Source organism: Aeromicrobium sp. HA (assembly GCF_027171405.1).
GTDB classification, from domain to species: Bacteria; Actinomycetota; Actinomycetes; order Propionibacteriales; family Nocardioidaceae; genus Aeromicrobium; species Aeromicrobium tamlense.
In genome coordinates this window covers 1061626-1076524 of record NZ_CP114372.1, presented here as the reverse complement: position 1 = coordinate 1076524, position 14899 = coordinate 1061626, and the positions used below count along the sequence as shown (strand labels likewise).

Here is a 14899-nt window from a genome sequence, read left to right as displayed (position 1 = left end):
CATCCGCCGGTGATGACCCCGGGCGGTCCCCCGGCCGATAGCCTGCGCCCATGGACTGGGGCACGATCATCTCGCTGGCGGCCGTGGTCGCCGTGGTCTCGATCAACATCGCGGCCCTGGGCATCATCCCGGAGAACCGCCGTCCCCAGACCGCGATGGCGTGGCTCATCCTCATCGTCTTCGCGCCGTTCCTGGGGATCCTGGCGTTCCTGTTCTTCGGCAGCGCGCGCATCGGCCACCAGCGCCACCGCCAGCTCACCGCCGCCAACGAGGTGATCGCCCGCGAGACGCAGGTGCTCGCCTCCGACGTGCCCGCCGGCGCCCCGGACTACCTCGACGGCATCGTGCGGCTCAACCACCGGCTCGCGCTGATGCCGCTCACCGAGGGCAACCACGTCACCCTGCTCCCGGAGTACCAGGAGTCGATCGACGAGATGATCGCCGCGATCGACACGGCGCAGCGCCACGTGCACGTGGAGTTCTACATCATGGCGCTCGACGACATGACCCGTCCGTTCTTCGACGCCCTCGACCGTGCCACCGCGCGCGGCGTCACGGTGCGCCTGCTGTTCGACCACCTCGGCACGCGCGGCATCCCCGGCTACCAGGACCTCAAGGCACGGCTCGCCGCCTCCGACATCGAGTGGCACCTCATGATGCCGCTGCTGCCCTGGAAGCGGCGCTTCCGGCGGCCCGACCTGCGCAACCACCGCAAGCTCCTCGTGGTCGACGACGTCGTCGGCTTCACCGGCTCGCTCAACCTGACGCACCCGTCGTACAACAAGCCCAAGAACCTCGCGGTCGGTCGGGAGTGGGTCGAGCTGTGGATGCGGCTCGAGGGGCCCGTGGTCGCCACGATCGACGCGCTGTTCGCGGCGGACTGGGCGCTGGAGACCGAGGAGGTCCTCCAGGTCTCGATGCAGCAGGTCGACCAGGTGCCGCACTCCGAGCGCGACGTCGTGGGCGTCAGCGCCCAGCTGGTGCCGAGCGGCCCGGGCTTCGAGGCCGAGAACAACCTGCGCCTGTTCACGTCGCTGATCTACAGCGCGCGGCATCGGATCAGCCTCACCAGCCCGTACTTCGTGCCCGACGAGACCCTGCTCTACGCGGTCACGACGGCCGCCCAGCGCGGGATCGACATCGAGCTGTTCGTCAGCGAGCAGGCCGACCAGTTCATGGTCGGCCACGCGCAGGCCTCCTACTACCGCGAGCTGCTCGAGGCCGGCGTGCGCATCTGGCTCTACCCCAAGCCCTTCGTCCTGCACGCGAAGCACTTCAGCATCGACGAGGACGTGGCCGTCGTGGGCACGAGCAACATGGACATGCGCTCGTTCGCGCTCAACTACGAGATGAGCCTGCTGGTCGCCGACCCCGGGGTGGTCCGGCGGATCCGCGTCGTCGAGGACGACTACCGCGCGAAGTCACGCGAGCTGCTGCTCGACGAGTGGCTGGAGCGCCCCGCGCGCACGCGCTTCGTCGACAACGCGATGCGCCTCACCGCGACGCTGCAGTGAGCGGTCAGGGACGCCCGAAGACCTGCACGGTGTAGGTGCGGCCGTCGGCCTTCGCCACGCCCGTGGCCAGGCGGGTGTACCCGCGGCTGAGCATGTTCCGCCGGTGACCCGGCGACTTCAGCCACGCCCGCACATTGGCCTTCGGCGACGTGAAGCCGGTGGCGACGTTCTCGCCGACGCGGCTCATCCTGCACTTCTTGAGCACGACACCGAGGTTCTGGTGGAACATCCGGCGCTCCGCGGCCATGCGCTTCGCCTGACGGTGGGCGTACCGGTTGAGGCACGAGTGGTGCTTCAGCTTCTTGATGTCACGGAACGCCCGAGACGTGTTCGTCTGCTGGAACAGCTTCCGGTCGAACGTCGTGTTGGACATCGCCGACGCCTGCGGTGCCGTCGGGACGACGAGCAGGGCGAGAGCGGTCATGAAGGCTGCGATGACGTGACGCATGCCTTCCAGTGTTGCGAGGGTGATCCCAGGGATCAAGCGCCGGAGTAGCCGTTGAGCAGGGCGAAGAACACCAGGAGGGCGGCTCCCGCGGCCAGCAGTCCGCCCAGCGCGCCCAGGCCCGCGAGGCGTCCCCGGTCGTGCGGACGCGACGACAGACCCGGGATCAGCGACCACAGCAGGGCGCCGACCACGACCATCACGACGACGAAGAGCGGCAGGATCAGGTCCTCGTTCGTCTCGTCGAGCACCGCCGCCGTCGAGGGGAACAGGCCCAACGCGAGCAGCAGCAGGATGCCGCCGACGGCGAAGCGCCGATAGCCCCGGCGCTCGGGGGGCGAGTACTGCTCCTTGTCCTCCATGCCCCGAACCTACTGCGACGTCCGGGTGCATCGCACCCGCACGCGACACGCGCCCTGCGGGTGACCGCACGGTGGGGCAGGATCGAAGGACAGTGAAGGAGGCACCATGACCACGAGCCCTGACGAACCCCTGCCCGACTCCCCGCTGCCGGAGGTCGACCCCGACCTCGAGCCCGCGGCCGAGCCCGCCGACGCCGCCGACCAGCGCCGCGAGGTCTGGCAGAACGAGGACGACACCCTCGTACCCGACGCCGAGCGCATCGTCCCGATCGACGAGGACGCCGACGACTGAGCCCGGCTAGACCACGCCGGTCGTGCCGAGCAGCTGGCCGATCGCGTAGGTCAGCGCGAGAGCGAGCGCGCCGCCGATCACGAGGCGCCCGGCGGCACGTACCTTGCGCCCGCCGCCGATGCTGGCCGAGATCGTGCCCGTGAGGGCGAGGGCGACGAGCACCGCCACGAACGTGACCGCCACGCGCCAGTCGGCGGTCGTGAGCAGCATCGCGAGCAGCGGCAGCAGTCCGCCCACCGTGAAGGCGGCCGCCGAGGAGAACGCCGCGTGCCACGGGCTGACCAGGTCGTCCTGGTCGAGCCCGAGCTCCACCTCGAGGTGGGCGGCGAGCGCATCGTGCTCGGTCATCTCCTTCGCCGCCGTGAGGGCGGTGGGAGCGCTGATCCCCCGGTCCTGCAGCATCTGCGCGAGCTCGTCGAGCTCCCCCTCGGGGTCCTCGCGCAGCTCGTCCTTCTCGATCGCGATGAGGTTGCGCTCGGAGTCGCGCTGACTGCTGACCGAGACGTACTCGCCGAGCGCCATCGAGATCGCGCCGCCGACGAGGGCGGCGGTGCCGGCGGTCGCGATCGCGCTCGCGTCGTTCGTCGCGCCGGCCACGCCGACGACGAGGGAGGCGACCGAGACGATGCCGTCGTTGGCTCCGAGCACTCCGGCCCGGAGCCAGTTCAGCTTCTGCGACGTGACCGCTGCGTGCGGCTCTTCGACGACCATGCTCGAAGGCTAGGCCACGCCCCGGGCGGTGAGGACAGGCTCACAGCCGCACGGACAGCAGCGCGAGAAGCCACGCCATCGCGGTCAGCAGCGCCAGCGTCAGCTCGACCAGGATCGAGATGCCGGTGGCGCGCATCGCGTGGCCCGTGGCCTTCCGCGCCGCGACGGGGTCGCCCAGGCGCTGCAGCTCGGCGAGGTAGGTGCCGCCGATGAAGCCGATGAACAGGCCCACGAACGGGATGACGAAGAACCCGATCACGCCCAGGACCGCGCCGAACAGCAGGCTGCGGTTGGGCACCCCGCGTCGCTTGAGGTAGCGCCCCGCGATGAGGTACTTCAGCACGACCCCGCCCACGGTCAGCGCGGCGGCGAGGACCGCGACGGTCCAGCCGGCCGTGCCGCCGGTGATCGCGCCCCACGTGAAGACCGCGATGCCGACGACGAGGCCGCCGGGGATGACCTGGACGATCGCGCCGACGAGGCCGACGAGGATCGCCAGCGCGACCAGCAGGTCGAGGACGACACTGCTCACGAGAAGGCGCTGATCCCGGTCTCGGCCCGCCCGATGATGAGCTTCTGGATCTGGCTCGTGCCCTCGTACAGGGTCATGACGCGGGCATCGCGCATGTACTTCTGGACCGGGTACTCGTCGACGTAGCCGTACCCGCCGAACGCCTGGATCGCGAGGTTGGCGGCCTTCACCGCGGCCTCGGACGCGAACAGCTTGGCCTTGGACGCCTCGACGCTGAACGTCTCGCCGCGATCGATGAGGTCGGCCGCGCGCCAGGTGAGCAGCCGGGCGGCGTCGGCGTCGACCGACATCTCGGCGATCATGTCCTGCACCAGCTGGTAGCTCGCGATCGGCTTGCCGAACTGCTCGCGCGAGGTGCTGTACTCGACGGTCGCGTCCAGGCAGCCCTGGACGATGCCGACGCAGCTGGCGGCGATGCCCACACGGCCCTTGTCGAGCGTGGTCATCGCGATCCGGAAGCCGCGGCCCTCCTCGCCGAGGAGGGCGTCGGCGGGCACGCGCACGTCGGTGAACGAGAGCGCCGCCGTGGCCTGGCCGCGCAGGCCGAGCTTGCCCGTGACCTCGGTGGCCTCGAAGCCCGGCGTGTCGGTCGGGACGAGGAACGCCGAGACACCCCGCGCGCCGGGACCGCCGGTGCGCGCGAAGACGAGTGCGACGTCCGCCCACGTGCCGTTCGTGATGAAGATCTTCGAGCCGTTGATGACCCACTCGTCGCCCTCGCGCACGGCGCGGGTGGTGAGGTTGCCGGCGTCGGAGCCGTGGTCGGGCTCGGTGAGGCCGAAGCAGCCGAGCAGCTCGCCCGAGGCGATCCCGGGCAGCCAGCGCTGCTTCTGCTCCTCGGTGCCGAACTTCAGGACGGACTTGCCGAACAGGCCCGTGGACACCGACACGATGCCGCGGATCGCCGAGTCGGCGCGGCCGAGCTCCTCCATCGCCAGCACGTAGGTGACGTAGTCGCCGCCGATGCCGCCGTACTCCTCGGGGATGGTGAGGCCGAGGAATCCGAGCTGTCCGAGCTTGGGGATGATCGCGGTGTCGACCGACTCGACGCGGTCCCACTCGGCGCGGAACGGCACGACCTCCTTGTCCAGGAACTCGCGCGCGAGCGCGCGGAAGCTGCGTTGGTCCTCGTTCAGGCTCAGATCCATGCCCCGATCCTGCCATCGACCTACGATGCAGAGCATGACCCTGCCCGTGGCACGCACCCCCGATCCTCGCGACGCCCCCGCCCTGCGCTGGGGCGTCCTCGGCGCGGGCGGCATCGCGGCGACGATGACCACGGCGCTGCAGGAGGGGACCCGGCAGCAGGTCGTCGCGGTGGGCTCGCGCGACCTCGGCCGGGCTCGCGCGTTCGCGGGGCGCTTCGGCATCGGGCGCGCCCACGGCTCGTACGAGGACCTCGTCGCCGATCCCGAGGTCGACGCCGTCTACGTCGCCTCGCCCCACTCGGAGCACCACGACCACGCGCTGCTCGCGATCGCGGCGGGCAAGCACGTGCTGGTGGAGAAGGCGTTCACCCGGAACGCGGCCGAGGCGGACGCCGTGCTCGAGGCCGCGGACGACGCGGGCGTCACGTGCATCGAGGCGATGTGGTCGCGGTTCCTGCCCGGCTACGACGTCGTGCGGCAGGCCGTCCTCCACGGCCTCGTCGGTGACGTGCGACTGGTCCAGGCCGACCACGGCCAGCTGCTCTACCCCGACGGGCCCGAGCGGCTCGCCGACCCGGCACTGGCCGGCGGCGCCCTGCTGGACCTCGGCGTCTACCCGATCCACCTGGCCGCGATGCTGCTGCCGGACGTCGTCGAGGTGACCGCCACCGGCACGCTGACGCCGCTCGGGGTGGACGAGCAGGAGAACGTGACCCTGCGCGACGCCTCGGGCGCCCTCGCCGCGCTCAGCGCCACGATGTCGGCCACCTCGCCCACGGTGGCCACCGTGGCGGGCACCAAGGCCCGGCTCGATCTCCAGGGGCCGTTCTTCCAGCCGTCCACGATCCGGCTGGTGGACCCCAACGACCGCACGCTCGACGTGTGGGAGCCGCCGACGCGCGACGCGCTGCTGGGGCTGCGGTACGAGGCCGCCGAGCTCGCCCGATGCGTGGCCGACGGCACCCCGGAGTCTCCGCTCCTGCCGTGGTCCGAGACCCGCCGCGTCATGGCGCTGATGGATGAGATCCGGTCGCAGCTGGGCGTGGTGCTGCCGGGCGAGTGAGGTCCGACCGGCGACGGCTGCGCCGCCTCCGCCGCTCGCCCGTCTACCGTGGAGTCACATGCGTTCCGACCGATCCCGCCGCCGCGCCGCCCCCGCGCTCGTCGCCGTGGCGATCGTCGTCGGCCTCCTGCTCGTGGCACGGCCGCTCAGTGCGGTCGACGCGCTGGTCGTGGTCGTGGTCGGCCTGCTGGCGGTTCTGGGTGCACACGAGCTGCTCACGGGCTCCCGCCTGCGCGACCGGCTGATCGGCGCGGGGGTGCTCGTCGCGTCCGTGGTACTGGCGCTCGAGCCGCACTGGACCGTGCGCGTGCTGGTCGTGGTGTTCGCGGTCGTCCTGCTGGGCGAGGGGCTCGCGCGGGTCCGGCGGCGTCGCACCCGCTCCGAGCTGGCCACCGGCGCCGGCCTGGCGATCCTCGGCGTGCTGGCGCTGGCCTGGCCGGACGTCACGGTCTTCGTCATCGGGCTCGTGCTCGGCCTGCGACTCCTCCTGTTCGGGTTCCCGCGGCTGGGGGCACGGGTGCCGCCGCCCGTCACCGCGACGTTCGTGCTCGCGCTGGCCGTCTCACTGGCCGCCTACACGGTCGTCGTCACGGCGATCGCGCCGCGGCCCGACGCGTTCTACGCGGCGCCCGACGACACGCCCCGCTCCCCCGGCCTGCTGCTGCGCGCCGAGCCCTTCGTCACCGACGTGCCCGACGGGGCCCGCGCCTGGCGCATCCTCTACAGCACCACGCGCGCGGGGGACGAGCCCACGGTGGCGAGCGCGCTCGTCGCCGTCCCGCGCGAGCGCCTGCAGGACCGGCCGCCGGTGATCGCATGGGCGCACGGGACGACGGGGTTCGACCGTCGGTGCGCGCCGAGCCTGCGTCGGTCCCGCACGATCGGCGCCGGCGGGATCGAGGCCGTGCACGCGGCGCTCGACGAGGGCTGGGCCGTCGTCGCGCCCGACTACCCGGGGCTCGGCACCCGCGGGGTGCAGCCGTACCTCGTCGGGTCGGGCGAGGCGCGGTCGGTGCTCGACGCGGTGCGCGCGGCACGGCGGCTGCCCCAGCTGTCGCTGTCGAACGAGACGGTCGTCTGGGGTCACTCGCAGGGTGGGCACGCGGCCCTGTGGACCGCGATGACGCAGCCGGGCTACGCCCCCGACGTGCCGCTCGCGGGCGTCGCCGCGATGTCGCCGGTCAGCAACCCGACCACGTTCCTGCGCGACCTCGGCCGGCGCCCGGTGGGCACGATCTTCGTCGCCTACGCGCTGGCGGCGTACAGCGGGACGTACCCCGACGTGGAGCCCGGCGACCACGTGCGCGCCAGCGCGCGGCTGCCGCTCGAGCGGATCGCCGACCGCTGCCTGCGCTCGCCGACCTCGGAGATCTCGCTCGCGCAGGCGCGGGTGATGGCCGACCGGTTCGTCTCGAACTCGCTGTACGAGGGCGCGCTCGGGCGGCGGCTCAGCGAGAACGACGCGACGGGCGCCATGGAGGCGCCCGTGCTGATCGCGCAGGGCGAGAGCGACCGCGTGGTCACGCTCGGCCTGCAGGACGCGTACGTGCGCGAGCGGTGCGCGGCCGGCCAGTCGCTCGACTACCGCACCTACCCCGGCCGCGGCCACGGCGACCTCCTGCGCGAGGGCTCCCCCTTCGTCGAGGAGCTCCTCGACTGGACCACCGACCGCTTCGCCGATCAGCCCACCACGACCACCTGCTGACCTCCGCGCCTCCGGCGCGCCAGATGTGTAGCACTGTCCACCCTTTTTCGGCCGATCAGACCGTAAAAAGGTGGAGGCCGCTACACATCTCGGTCGCCGGAGGCGACGGAGCCGGTCTGGACGCGCCAGAGGGCGGCGTAGGCGCCGTGGTGGGCGACGAGCTCGTCGTGGGTGCCGGCCTCGACGATGCGGCCGGCGTCGAGGACCCAGATGCGGTGCGCGTGGCGGACCGTGGAGAGGCGGTGCGCCACCATGATCGCGGTGCGGTCGCGGGTGGCGGTCTGGAGCGAGACCTGGATCGCGGCCTCGGTCTCGTTGTCCACGGCGCTGGTCGCCTCGTCGAGGATCAGCACGGCGGGGTCGCGCAGCAGCGCGCGGGCCAGCGCGAGCCGCTGGCGCTGGCCGCCCGAGAGCGTGACGCCGCGCTCCCCCACCCACGTGTCGTAGCCGTCGGGCAGCGCCTCGATGAACGCGTCGGCGGCGGCCTGGCGAGCGGCCTCGGCGACCGCCTCGTGATCGGCACCGGGACGCCCGTATGCGATGTTCTCCGCGATCGTGCCGGCGAACAGGAACACGTCCTGCGAGACGTAGCCGATCGAGCCGCGCAGCGACTCCCACTCCAGCTCGCGCAGGTCGCGGCCGTCGAGGCTCACCTCGCCCGAACGGGGGTCGTCGAAGCGCAGCATGAGGCGCAGCAGTGAGGACTTGCCGGCGCCCGTGGGTCCGACGATCGCGTGCGTCTCGCCGGCGGGGACGACGAGGTCGATGCCGTGCAGGACGTCCGGCCCGTCGGCGTAGCCCGCGCGGACGCCCGACAGCTCGAGCCGGCCGGCCACCGGCGACGGCAGCGCGACCGTGCCCGCGGGCACCTCGATCGGCTCGTCGAGCAGCGCCAGGATGCGCGCCGTCGAGGCGCGACCGCGCTGGTAGAGGTCGAGCATCTCGGCGATCTCGGTGAGCGGCCACAGCAGCCGCTGGGTCATGAACACGAGCACCGAGTACAGGCCCACCTCGAGCTCGCCGTTCAACGTGGCCCAGCCGCCGAACAGCAGCGTGCACGTGAAGCCGACGAGGATCGCCATCCGCACGAGCGGCACGAACGCGGCCGACGAGCGGATCGCGTCGACGTTGGCCTGGCGGTAGTCCGCCGAGGCCCGCTCGACACGGTCGCGCTCGCGATCCTCCGCGGTGAACGCCTTGATCGTGGTGATGCCGCCGAGGTTCGCCGCGACGAGGCCCGACAGGTCGGCCACCCGCTCGCGCACCGCGGCGTAGAGCGGCTCGAGGCGTCGCTGGAACCACAACGAGCCGAACACGATGAGCGGGATCGGCAGGAACGCCAGCACCAGCAGCTCCCACGACGCCACCGCGAACACCGCGCCGACGAGCAGGATGTTGAGGGCGGTCTGCAGCAGCGCCGGCGCGCCGATGTCGAGGAACCGCTCGAGCTGGTTCACGTCGTCGTTGATCGTGGCGAGCGTGGTGCCCTGCGGCCGGCCCTCGTGCCAGTGCACGTCGAGGCGCTGCGCGTGGTCGTACGCCTCCACCCGCAGGTCGTGCTCGACCGACTGCGCGAGCCCGCGCCAGGTGACCGCCGCGAAGTACTGCGAGGCCGACTCGACGATCCACACCAGCGCGTTGATCGCCGCGAGCCAGCCGAGCTGGGCGAACCGCGACTCCACGCCGAGCACGTCGGCGACGAAGGAGCCCTCACCGCGCACCACCACGTCGACGGCGGCGCCGATCAGCAGCTCGGGGACGACGTCGGCCACCTTGTTGACCGTGGACAGCACCACCGCGAGCACGAGCCGCTTGCGGTAGCGGCCGTAGCGTCGCCACAGCTCCTCCAGGGGTGCGCGGTCGGCGCGGTCGGACATGCGGTCTCCTCGGTCGGTGGGGTCGGGTCTCAGGCGTGGGGCGCCGAGAACCGGGGCAGATGCCAGTGCCAGTGGATGGCACCGACGCGGATGAGCAGTACGACCGCCCCGGCGGACAGCGCGGCGGCGCCGGTGGGCACCGTGGTCTGGCGCAGGACGACGTAGAGGGCGGCGCCGGCGACGGACGCCAAGGCGTAGATCTCGCCCACCAGGACGAGCGGCTTGCGGCGCACCAGCACGTCGCGGATGACGCCGCCGCCGGTGCCCGTGATGACGCCGAAGACGACGGCGACCCACGGCCGGACATCCTCGGCCAGCGCGATCGACGCGCCCGTGACGGTGAACGAGGCCAGGCCCCCGGCATCGGCGTAGAGCACGATGCGCCACGAGTCGACCTTCGACTGCGGGTGCCGCGACGCCACGGCGATCACCACGAGCGAGGTGACGGCGGCGACGATGAGCAGGCCGGGCGCGGTGACCCACCAGACCGGCTCGATGCCGAGCAGGAGGTCGCGCAGCGTACCGCCGCCGACCGCGACGACCACGGCCAGCACGACGACGCCGAGCCAGTCCATCCCGGCCCGGACGGCCGCGTACCCGCCGGAGACCGCGAACGCGACGATCCCGACGACCTCGGCGGCCGCGAAGAGATCCTCGTTCACGGATTCCACCGTAGGGGGCCGTCCTGCCAGTAGCGTGCGCAGCATGGCCCGGACCCCCTCCTCGACCGACCACGCCTCCCGCGTCCTCGCGGCGCGCTGGCCGGCGCTGGCTGCCTTCGCCCTGCTGGTCATGACCACCCAGGTCCTGTGGCTGACGTTCGCCGCGGTGACCCCGCAGACCGCCACGCACCTGGGCGTCTCCGAGGGCGCCGTCGGCGACCTCGCCGTCGTCAACGCGGCGATGTTCGTGCTGCTGGCGATCCCGACCGGACGCTGGATGGACCGGTCCTACGAGCGGGCGCTGGCCGCCGGTGCGCTGTTCACCGCCGTCGGCGCGATCGTGCGCGCGCTCGACCCGTCCTCCTACGCGGTCATCCTGACGGGCCAGGTGATCATGTCGGTCGGCCAACCCCTGGTCCTCAACGCGCTGACCAAGGTGGCCGCGCGCCACTTCCCCGACCGCGAGCAGACCACGGCGATCTCGGTGGCCGCGGGCGCGCAGTACGCCGGCATCCTCGTCGCGGTGCTGACCTCGGCCTGGCTCGTGGACGCCGGCGGATTCCGACTGCTGCTGGTCTCGCACGCCGTTCTCGCGGTGGTGGCCGCGGCCGCGGTGCTGCTCAGCCTGCGCCTGCCGGCCCACGCGGTCGACGTCCTGGGCCGCGCGAGGCTCGGCGAGCTTCGGCGCGACCCGCTCGTGTGGAAGATGGCGGGCCTGCTGTTCCTCGGCTTCGGCATCTACAACGGCATCGCCACGTGGCTGGACTCGATCCTCGTGGACTTCGGCCACCCGGGCCTGGCCGGACCCGTGATCGCGACCATGACGCTGGCGGGCATCGCCGGCGCGGCCGTGCTGCCGGGGCTCGCGGCGGCTCGCGACGCCCGCCGCACCGTGGCGCTCGGCGCCACCGCCACCCTCGCGGTGGTCATGGTGGCGCTCGCGGCCACGCAGCCGGTCTGGCTCGTGTACCTCGGCCTCGCGCTCGTCGGCTTCATGCTGATGGGCACCCTGCCCGTGGTGCTGGACTGGTCCGAGCTCCACGTCGGGCCCACCCGCGCGGGCACGGTCACCGGCATGCTGCTGCTGGCCGGCAACCTCGGCGCCGTGCTCGTGGTGCTGACGGTGCAGCTGGCCATCGGCGACCCGACCGCGGCACTCGTCGTGATGGCGGCCTGGGCCGTGCCGGGCTTCGTGGTGGCGTGGCTGCTGCCGCGACGCCAGGCGGCCCGGGGTCGCGCCTAGGCCGCGGCCCTCTCGATCCGCACCACCACGGCCTTCGACACCGGGGTGTTGGACTCGCGCGCCGTGGAGTCGAGCGGGACGAGCACGTTGGCCTCGGGGAAGTACGCCGCGGCGCACCCGCGCGCGGTCGGGTAGGCCACGGCCCGGAAGCCGCGCAGCACGCGGTCGGGCTGGCCCGGCCACTCGCTGTAGACGTCGATCACGTCGCCGTCCGCGATGCCGCGCTCGGCGAGGTCGTCGGGGTGCACGAACACGACGTCGCGGCCCGACTTGATACCGCGGTAGCGGTCGTTGCGGCTGTAGATCGTGGTGTTGAACTGGTCGTGCGACCGGACGGTCTGCAGCAGCAGACGCCCCGGCTCGAGCTCGATCGGCTCGAACCGGTTGGCGGTGAACCGCGCCTTCCCCGTGGCGGTCTCGAAGGTGCGGGAGTCGCGGGGGCCGTGCGGGAGGACGAACCCCTCCTCGCTCGCGACCTTGCGCTCGTAGTCCTCGCAGCCGGGGACGACGCGGCTGATGTGGTGGCGGATCGTGCCGTAGTCGGCCTCGAACGCGGCCCAGTCGATCGGCTGCCGGTCGGCCAGCGTGGCGCGGGCGAGCCGGCTGATGATCGCGACCTCCGACAGGAGGGTGTCGGCGACGGGGTCCACCTTGCCCCGCGAGGCGTGGACGGCGCACACCGTGTCCTCGACGGTGATGAACTGGTCCCCCGAGGCCTGCCGGTCGATCTCGGTGCGGCCCAGCGTGGGCAGGATCAGCGCGGCGTCGCCCGTGACGCCGTGCGAGCGGTTGAGCTTGGTGGAGACCTGCACGGTCATCGCGGTGCCGCGCAGCGCCGCCTCCGCGGACGCGGTGTCGGAGATCGCCGAGACGAAGTTGCCGCCCAGGGCCATCCAGAAGCGCACGTCGCCGCGCTGCATCGCGCGCACCGAGTCGACCGAGTCCAGGCCGTGACGGCGCGGCGGCTCGAAGCCGAACTCCGCGGCGAGCGCGTCCATGAAGCTGTCGGGCATCTTCTCCCAGATGCCCATCGTGCGGTCGCCCTGCACGTTGCTGTGGCCGCGGATCGGGGAGGCGCCCGCGCCGGGCCGGCCCATGTGCCCGCGCAGCAGCAGGAGGTTGACGATCTCCTTGATCGTCGCGACGGCCTGCGTGTGCTGGGTGAGCCCCATCGCCCACGTGACGATCACCTTGTCGGCGGCGAGGTAGCGGCGGGCGAGCTCGTCGATCTCGGTCGAGGTCAGACCGGTCGCACGCAGCACCGCCTGCTCGTCGAGGTCGGCCACGCTCGCGCGCAGCTCGTCGAGGCCCGACGTGTGCTGCTCGATGAACGCATGGTCGAGCACGGTGCCGGGCGCGGCGTCCTCGGCGGCCAGGACCCGCTGGATGACCGCCTGCAGCAGCGGGCCGTCGCCGCCGAGGCGGATCTGGCAGAACTGGTCGGCCATCTTCGTGCCCTTGCCGATCACGCCGCGCGCGTTCTGCGGGTTCTTGAACCGGATCAGCCCGGCCTCGGGCAGCGGGTTGATCGCGATGATCGACGCGCCGGCCCGCTTCGCCCGCTCGAGGGCCGAGAGCATGCGCGGATGGTTCGTGCCCGGGTTCTGACCCATGATGATGATCAGGTCGGCCTGCGGGATGTCCTCGTAGGTCACGGTGGACTTGCCCACGCCGATCGTCTCCACGAGCGCCGAGCCGGTGGACTCGTGGCACATGTTCGAGCAGTCGGGCAGGTTGTTCGTGCCGAACGCCCGCACGAAGAGCTGGTAGACGAAGGCGGCCTCGTTCGACGCACGGCCGGAGGTGTAGAACGACGCCTGATCGGGGTGGTCGAGGCCGTTCAGCGCCTCCGCGGCGAGCCGGAACGCCTCGTCCCAGGACACGGGCCGGTAGTGGTCCTCCCCCGGCGCCTTGTAGACCGGCTCGGTGAGCCGCCCCTGCTGGCCGAGCCAGTACTCGCTCCTGCCGGCGAGGTCGTCCACGGAGTGCTCCGCCCAGAACTCGCGCGACACCGTCAGCGGCGTCGCCTCCCACGTCACGGCCTTCGCGCCGTTCTCGCAGAACTCCGCCGAGTGCCGCCGGCCCGGGTCGGGCCAGGCGCAGCTCATGCAGTCGAAGCCGTCCTTCTGGTTGATCGACGTGAGCAGTCGCGCCGTGCGCGCCACGCCCATCGCGCTCAGGGCGGGACGCATCGCGTGCAGCACGCCTGGGACGCCCGCGGCCCAGTCCTTGAGGCCGGTCACCTCGATGCCGTCGTCGTTCGGGTCCTCCACCAGCGGCTTGCGTGTCATCAGGCCTCCACCCGATCGGGACGTGAGTAGACGACCATCGACGACCCGCGCAGGAAGCCGACCACGGTCAGGCCGGCCTCCTCGCCGAGCTCGACGGCCAGGGACGAGGGAGCCGAGATCGCCGCGAGCAGCGGGGCGCCCGCCATCGACGCCTTCTGCACGAGCTCGAAGCCCGCGCGCCCCGAGACCAGCAGGACGCAGCCGGCCAGTGGCAGCTTCTCGTGCTCGAGCGCCCAGCCGACGACCTTGTCGACGGCGTTGTGGCGCCCGACGTCCTCGCGGACCACGAGCGGCTCCCCGGTGCGGCCGTCGAAGAGTCCCGCGGCGTGCAGTCCCCCGGTCTGGTCGAACACCGACTGGACGTCGCGCATGCGGTCGGGCAGGGCCGTCAGCAGCTCGGCCGGGACCGTCAGCGGGTCGGGCCCGACCTCGAAGGCGGACTTCGTGGTGACGGCGTCGATGCTGGTCTTGCCGCAGACGCCGCACGAGGAGGACGTGTAGCCGTGGCGCTCGAGGGCGAGGTGGTCGAGGTGGGCGCTGGCGTCGACCTGGACGTCCAGGACGTTGTACGTGTTGACGCCCTCGTCCGTGGCGCCGGCGCAGTAGCGCGCGGTGCGGATCTGCTCGCGCCGCGTGATGACGCCCTCGGAGACGAGGTAGCCCAGCGCCAGCTCGACGTCGTGGCCCGGCGTGCGCATGGTGACCGCGAGCGCGCGGCCGTCCACCCGGATCTCGAGTGGCTCCTCGCCGGTCAGCCGGTCCTCGCGGACGCGCGAGCGGCCGGCCTCGACCACGGTGACGCGACGGCGGACGGCGGGCTTGGTCATACGGCCACCGTATGCGAGATCGGCGGACCGGGCCGGGCGATGGGAGGCGGAGTCGGTACCCCCGCCTCGGGGGGTGTGCAGGGGCACCGACTCACGACAGACACAGCTCGGCTGGGGGACCGAGCGCTTTCCCTCCCGGCAGTCTCGAGTGGTGTGAGCTCGAGGCGCCGCGAGCCAAAAGTACCGGACTGGTACACAAGCGCGCCCGAAAATCGCACAATTTGTTC

The 14899-nt window shown here is 72.3% G+C and carries 14 protein-coding genes; 5 read left to right on the top strand and 9 right to left on the bottom strand.

Annotated features, from left to right (window positions below):
• The first annotated feature begins 50 nt into the window (after nucleotides 1-50).
• Entirely contained in the window at nucleotides 51-1514 is a 1464-nt protein-coding gene (gene cls / locus O3S82_RS05225; protein WP_179425628.1) for a cardiolipin synthase, read from the top strand.
• A gap of 4 nt (nucleotides 1515-1518) precedes the next feature.
• Here cls and O3S82_RS05220 read toward each other — a convergent pair whose 3' ends face one another.
• Both O3S82_RS05220 and O3S82_RS05215 read right to left on the bottom strand, forming a co-directional pair.
• Complete coding sequence (locus tag O3S82_RS05220; RefSeq protein ID WP_269306114.1) at nucleotides 1519-1962, bottom strand: CAP domain-containing protein; 444 nt, start codon at nucleotides 1960-1962, stop codon at nucleotides 1519-1521.
• 32 nt (nucleotides 1963-1994) lie between these two features.
• Entirely contained in the window at nucleotides 1995-2321 is a 327-nt protein-coding gene (locus tag O3S82_RS05215) for a hypothetical protein (protein ID WP_179425632.1), read from the bottom strand.
• A gap of 106 nt (nucleotides 2322-2427) precedes the next feature.
• Between O3S82_RS05215 and O3S82_RS05210 the strand changes: the two genes are divergently transcribed.
• Nucleotides 2428-2613 carry a hypothetical protein gene (locus O3S82_RS05210; protein ID WP_269306113.1) on the top strand — a complete coding sequence of 62 codons (186 nt, stop codon included), beginning with the start codon at nucleotides 2428-2430 and terminating at the stop codon, nucleotides 2611-2613.
• A 6-nt stretch (nucleotides 2614-2619) separates the two neighbouring features.
• Here the strand turns inward: O3S82_RS05210 and O3S82_RS05205 are convergent, their stop codons facing one another.
• The 3 genes from O3S82_RS05205 to O3S82_RS05195 are packed head-to-tail and all read right to left on the bottom strand — an operon-like array spanning nucleotide 2620 to nucleotide 5004.
• Entirely contained in the window at nucleotides 2620-3324 is a 705-nt protein-coding gene (locus O3S82_RS05205; protein WP_179425635.1) for a VIT1/CCC1 transporter family protein, read from the bottom strand.
• Between the two features lie 40 nt (nucleotides 3325-3364).
• Complete coding sequence (locus tag O3S82_RS05200) at nucleotides 3365-3856, bottom strand: DUF456 domain-containing protein (protein WP_218845835.1); 492 nt, start codon at nucleotides 3854-3856, stop codon at nucleotides 3365-3367.
• Entirely contained in the window at nucleotides 3853-5004 is a 1152-nt protein-coding gene (locus O3S82_RS05195; RefSeq protein ID WP_269306110.1) for an acyl-CoA dehydrogenase family protein, read from the bottom strand. The genes O3S82_RS05200 and O3S82_RS05195 overlap by 4 nt, the downstream gene beginning before the upstream one ends.
• Nucleotides 5005-5038: 34 nt before the next feature.
• Here O3S82_RS05195 and O3S82_RS05190 point away from each other — a divergent pair, with 34 nt between their 5' ends.
• Entirely contained in the window at nucleotides 5039-6067 is a 1029-nt protein-coding gene (locus tag O3S82_RS05190) for a Gfo/Idh/MocA family protein (protein ID WP_269306108.1), read from the top strand.
• Nucleotides 6068-6125: 58 nt separating this feature from the next.
• The gene (locus O3S82_RS05185; RefSeq protein ID WP_269306106.1) at nucleotides 6126-7772 is read left to right on the top strand and encodes a lipase family protein; all 1647 of its coding nucleotides are present in this window, start codon (nucleotides 6126-6128) and stop codon (nucleotides 7770-7772) included.
• An 80-nt stretch (nucleotides 7773-7852) separates the two neighbouring features.
• On the opposite strand, the gene O3S82_RS05180 is transcribed toward O3S82_RS05185, so the two are convergent.
• Nucleotides 7853-9649, bottom strand: coding sequence for an ABC transporter ATP-binding protein (locus tag O3S82_RS05180; protein WP_269306104.1), 1797 nt, complete (start codon nucleotides 9647-9649; stop codon nucleotides 7853-7855).
• 29 nt (nucleotides 9650-9678) lie between these two features.
• On the bottom strand, nucleotides 9679-10311 hold the full coding sequence (locus O3S82_RS05175; protein ID WP_269306102.1) for a trimeric intracellular cation channel family protein: 633 nt from the start codon (nucleotides 10309-10311) through the stop codon (nucleotides 9679-9681).
• A gap of 43 nt (nucleotides 10312-10354) precedes the next feature.
• Here O3S82_RS05175 and O3S82_RS05170 point away from each other — a divergent pair, with 43 nt between their 5' ends.
• Nucleotides 10355-11554 carry an MFS transporter gene (locus O3S82_RS05170; RefSeq protein ID WP_269306101.1) on the top strand — a complete coding sequence of 400 codons (1200 nt, stop codon included), beginning with the start codon at nucleotides 10355-10357 and terminating at the stop codon, nucleotides 11552-11554.
• Here O3S82_RS05170 and O3S82_RS05165 read toward each other — a convergent pair.
• On the bottom strand, nucleotides 11551-13845 hold the full coding sequence (locus O3S82_RS05165; RefSeq protein ID WP_269306099.1) for an FdhF/YdeP family oxidoreductase: 2295 nt from the start codon (nucleotides 13843-13845) through the stop codon (nucleotides 11551-11553). The genes O3S82_RS05170 and O3S82_RS05165 overlap by 4 nt on opposite strands.
• The gene (gene fdhD / locus O3S82_RS05160; RefSeq protein ID WP_179425651.1) at nucleotides 13845-14672 is read right to left on the bottom strand and encodes a formate dehydrogenase accessory sulfurtransferase FdhD; all 828 of its coding nucleotides are present in this window, start codon (nucleotides 14670-14672) and stop codon (nucleotides 13845-13847) included. Before fdhD ends, O3S82_RS05165 begins: the two co-directional genes overlap by 1 nt.
• Nucleotides 14673-14899 lie beyond the last annotated feature (227 nt).

Bases quoted from the DNA above. Each gene is read 5' to 3' on its own strand.
- cls (WP_179425628.1), top strand. From the start codon at position 51: ATGGACTGGGGCACGATCATCTCGCTGGCGGCCGTGGTCGCCGTGGTC.
- O3S82_RS05220 (WP_269306114.1), bottom strand. From the start codon at position 1,962: ATGCGTCACGTCATCGCAGCCTTCATGACCGCTCTCGCCCTGCTCGTC.
- O3S82_RS05215 (WP_179425632.1), bottom strand. From the start codon at position 2,321: ATGGAGGACAAGGAGCAGTACTCGCCCCCCGAGCGCCGGGGCTATCGG.
- O3S82_RS05210 (WP_269306113.1), top strand. From the start codon at position 2,428: ATGACCACGAGCCCTGACGAACCCCTGCCCGACTCCCCGCTGCCGGAG.
- O3S82_RS05205 (WP_179425635.1), bottom strand. From the start codon at position 3,324: ATGGTCGTCGAAGAGCCGCACGCAGCGGTCACGTCGCAGAAGCTGAAC.
- O3S82_RS05195 (WP_269306110.1), bottom strand. From the start codon at position 5,004: ATGGATCTGAGCCTGAACGAGGACCAACGCAGCTTCCGCGCGCTCGCG.
- O3S82_RS05190 (WP_269306108.1), top strand. From the start codon at position 5,039: ATGACCCTGCCCGTGGCACGCACCCCCGATCCTCGCGACGCCCCCGCC.
- O3S82_RS05185 (WP_269306106.1), top strand. From the start codon at position 6,126: ATGCGTTCCGACCGATCCCGCCGCCGCGCCGCCCCCGCGCTCGTCGCC.
- O3S82_RS05180 (WP_269306104.1), bottom strand. From the start codon at position 9,649: ATGTCCGACCGCGCCGACCGCGCACCCCTGGAGGAGCTGTGGCGACGC.
- O3S82_RS05170 (WP_269306101.1), top strand. From the start codon at position 10,355: ATGGCCCGGACCCCCTCCTCGACCGACCACGCCTCCCGCGTCCTCGCG.
- O3S82_RS05165 (WP_269306099.1), bottom strand. From the start codon at position 13,845: ATGACACGCAAGCCGCTGGTGGAGGACCCGAACGACGACGGCATCGAG.
- fdhD (WP_179425651.1), bottom strand. From the start codon at position 14,672: ATGACCAAGCCCGCCGTCCGCCGTCGCGTCACCGTGGTCGAGGCCGGC.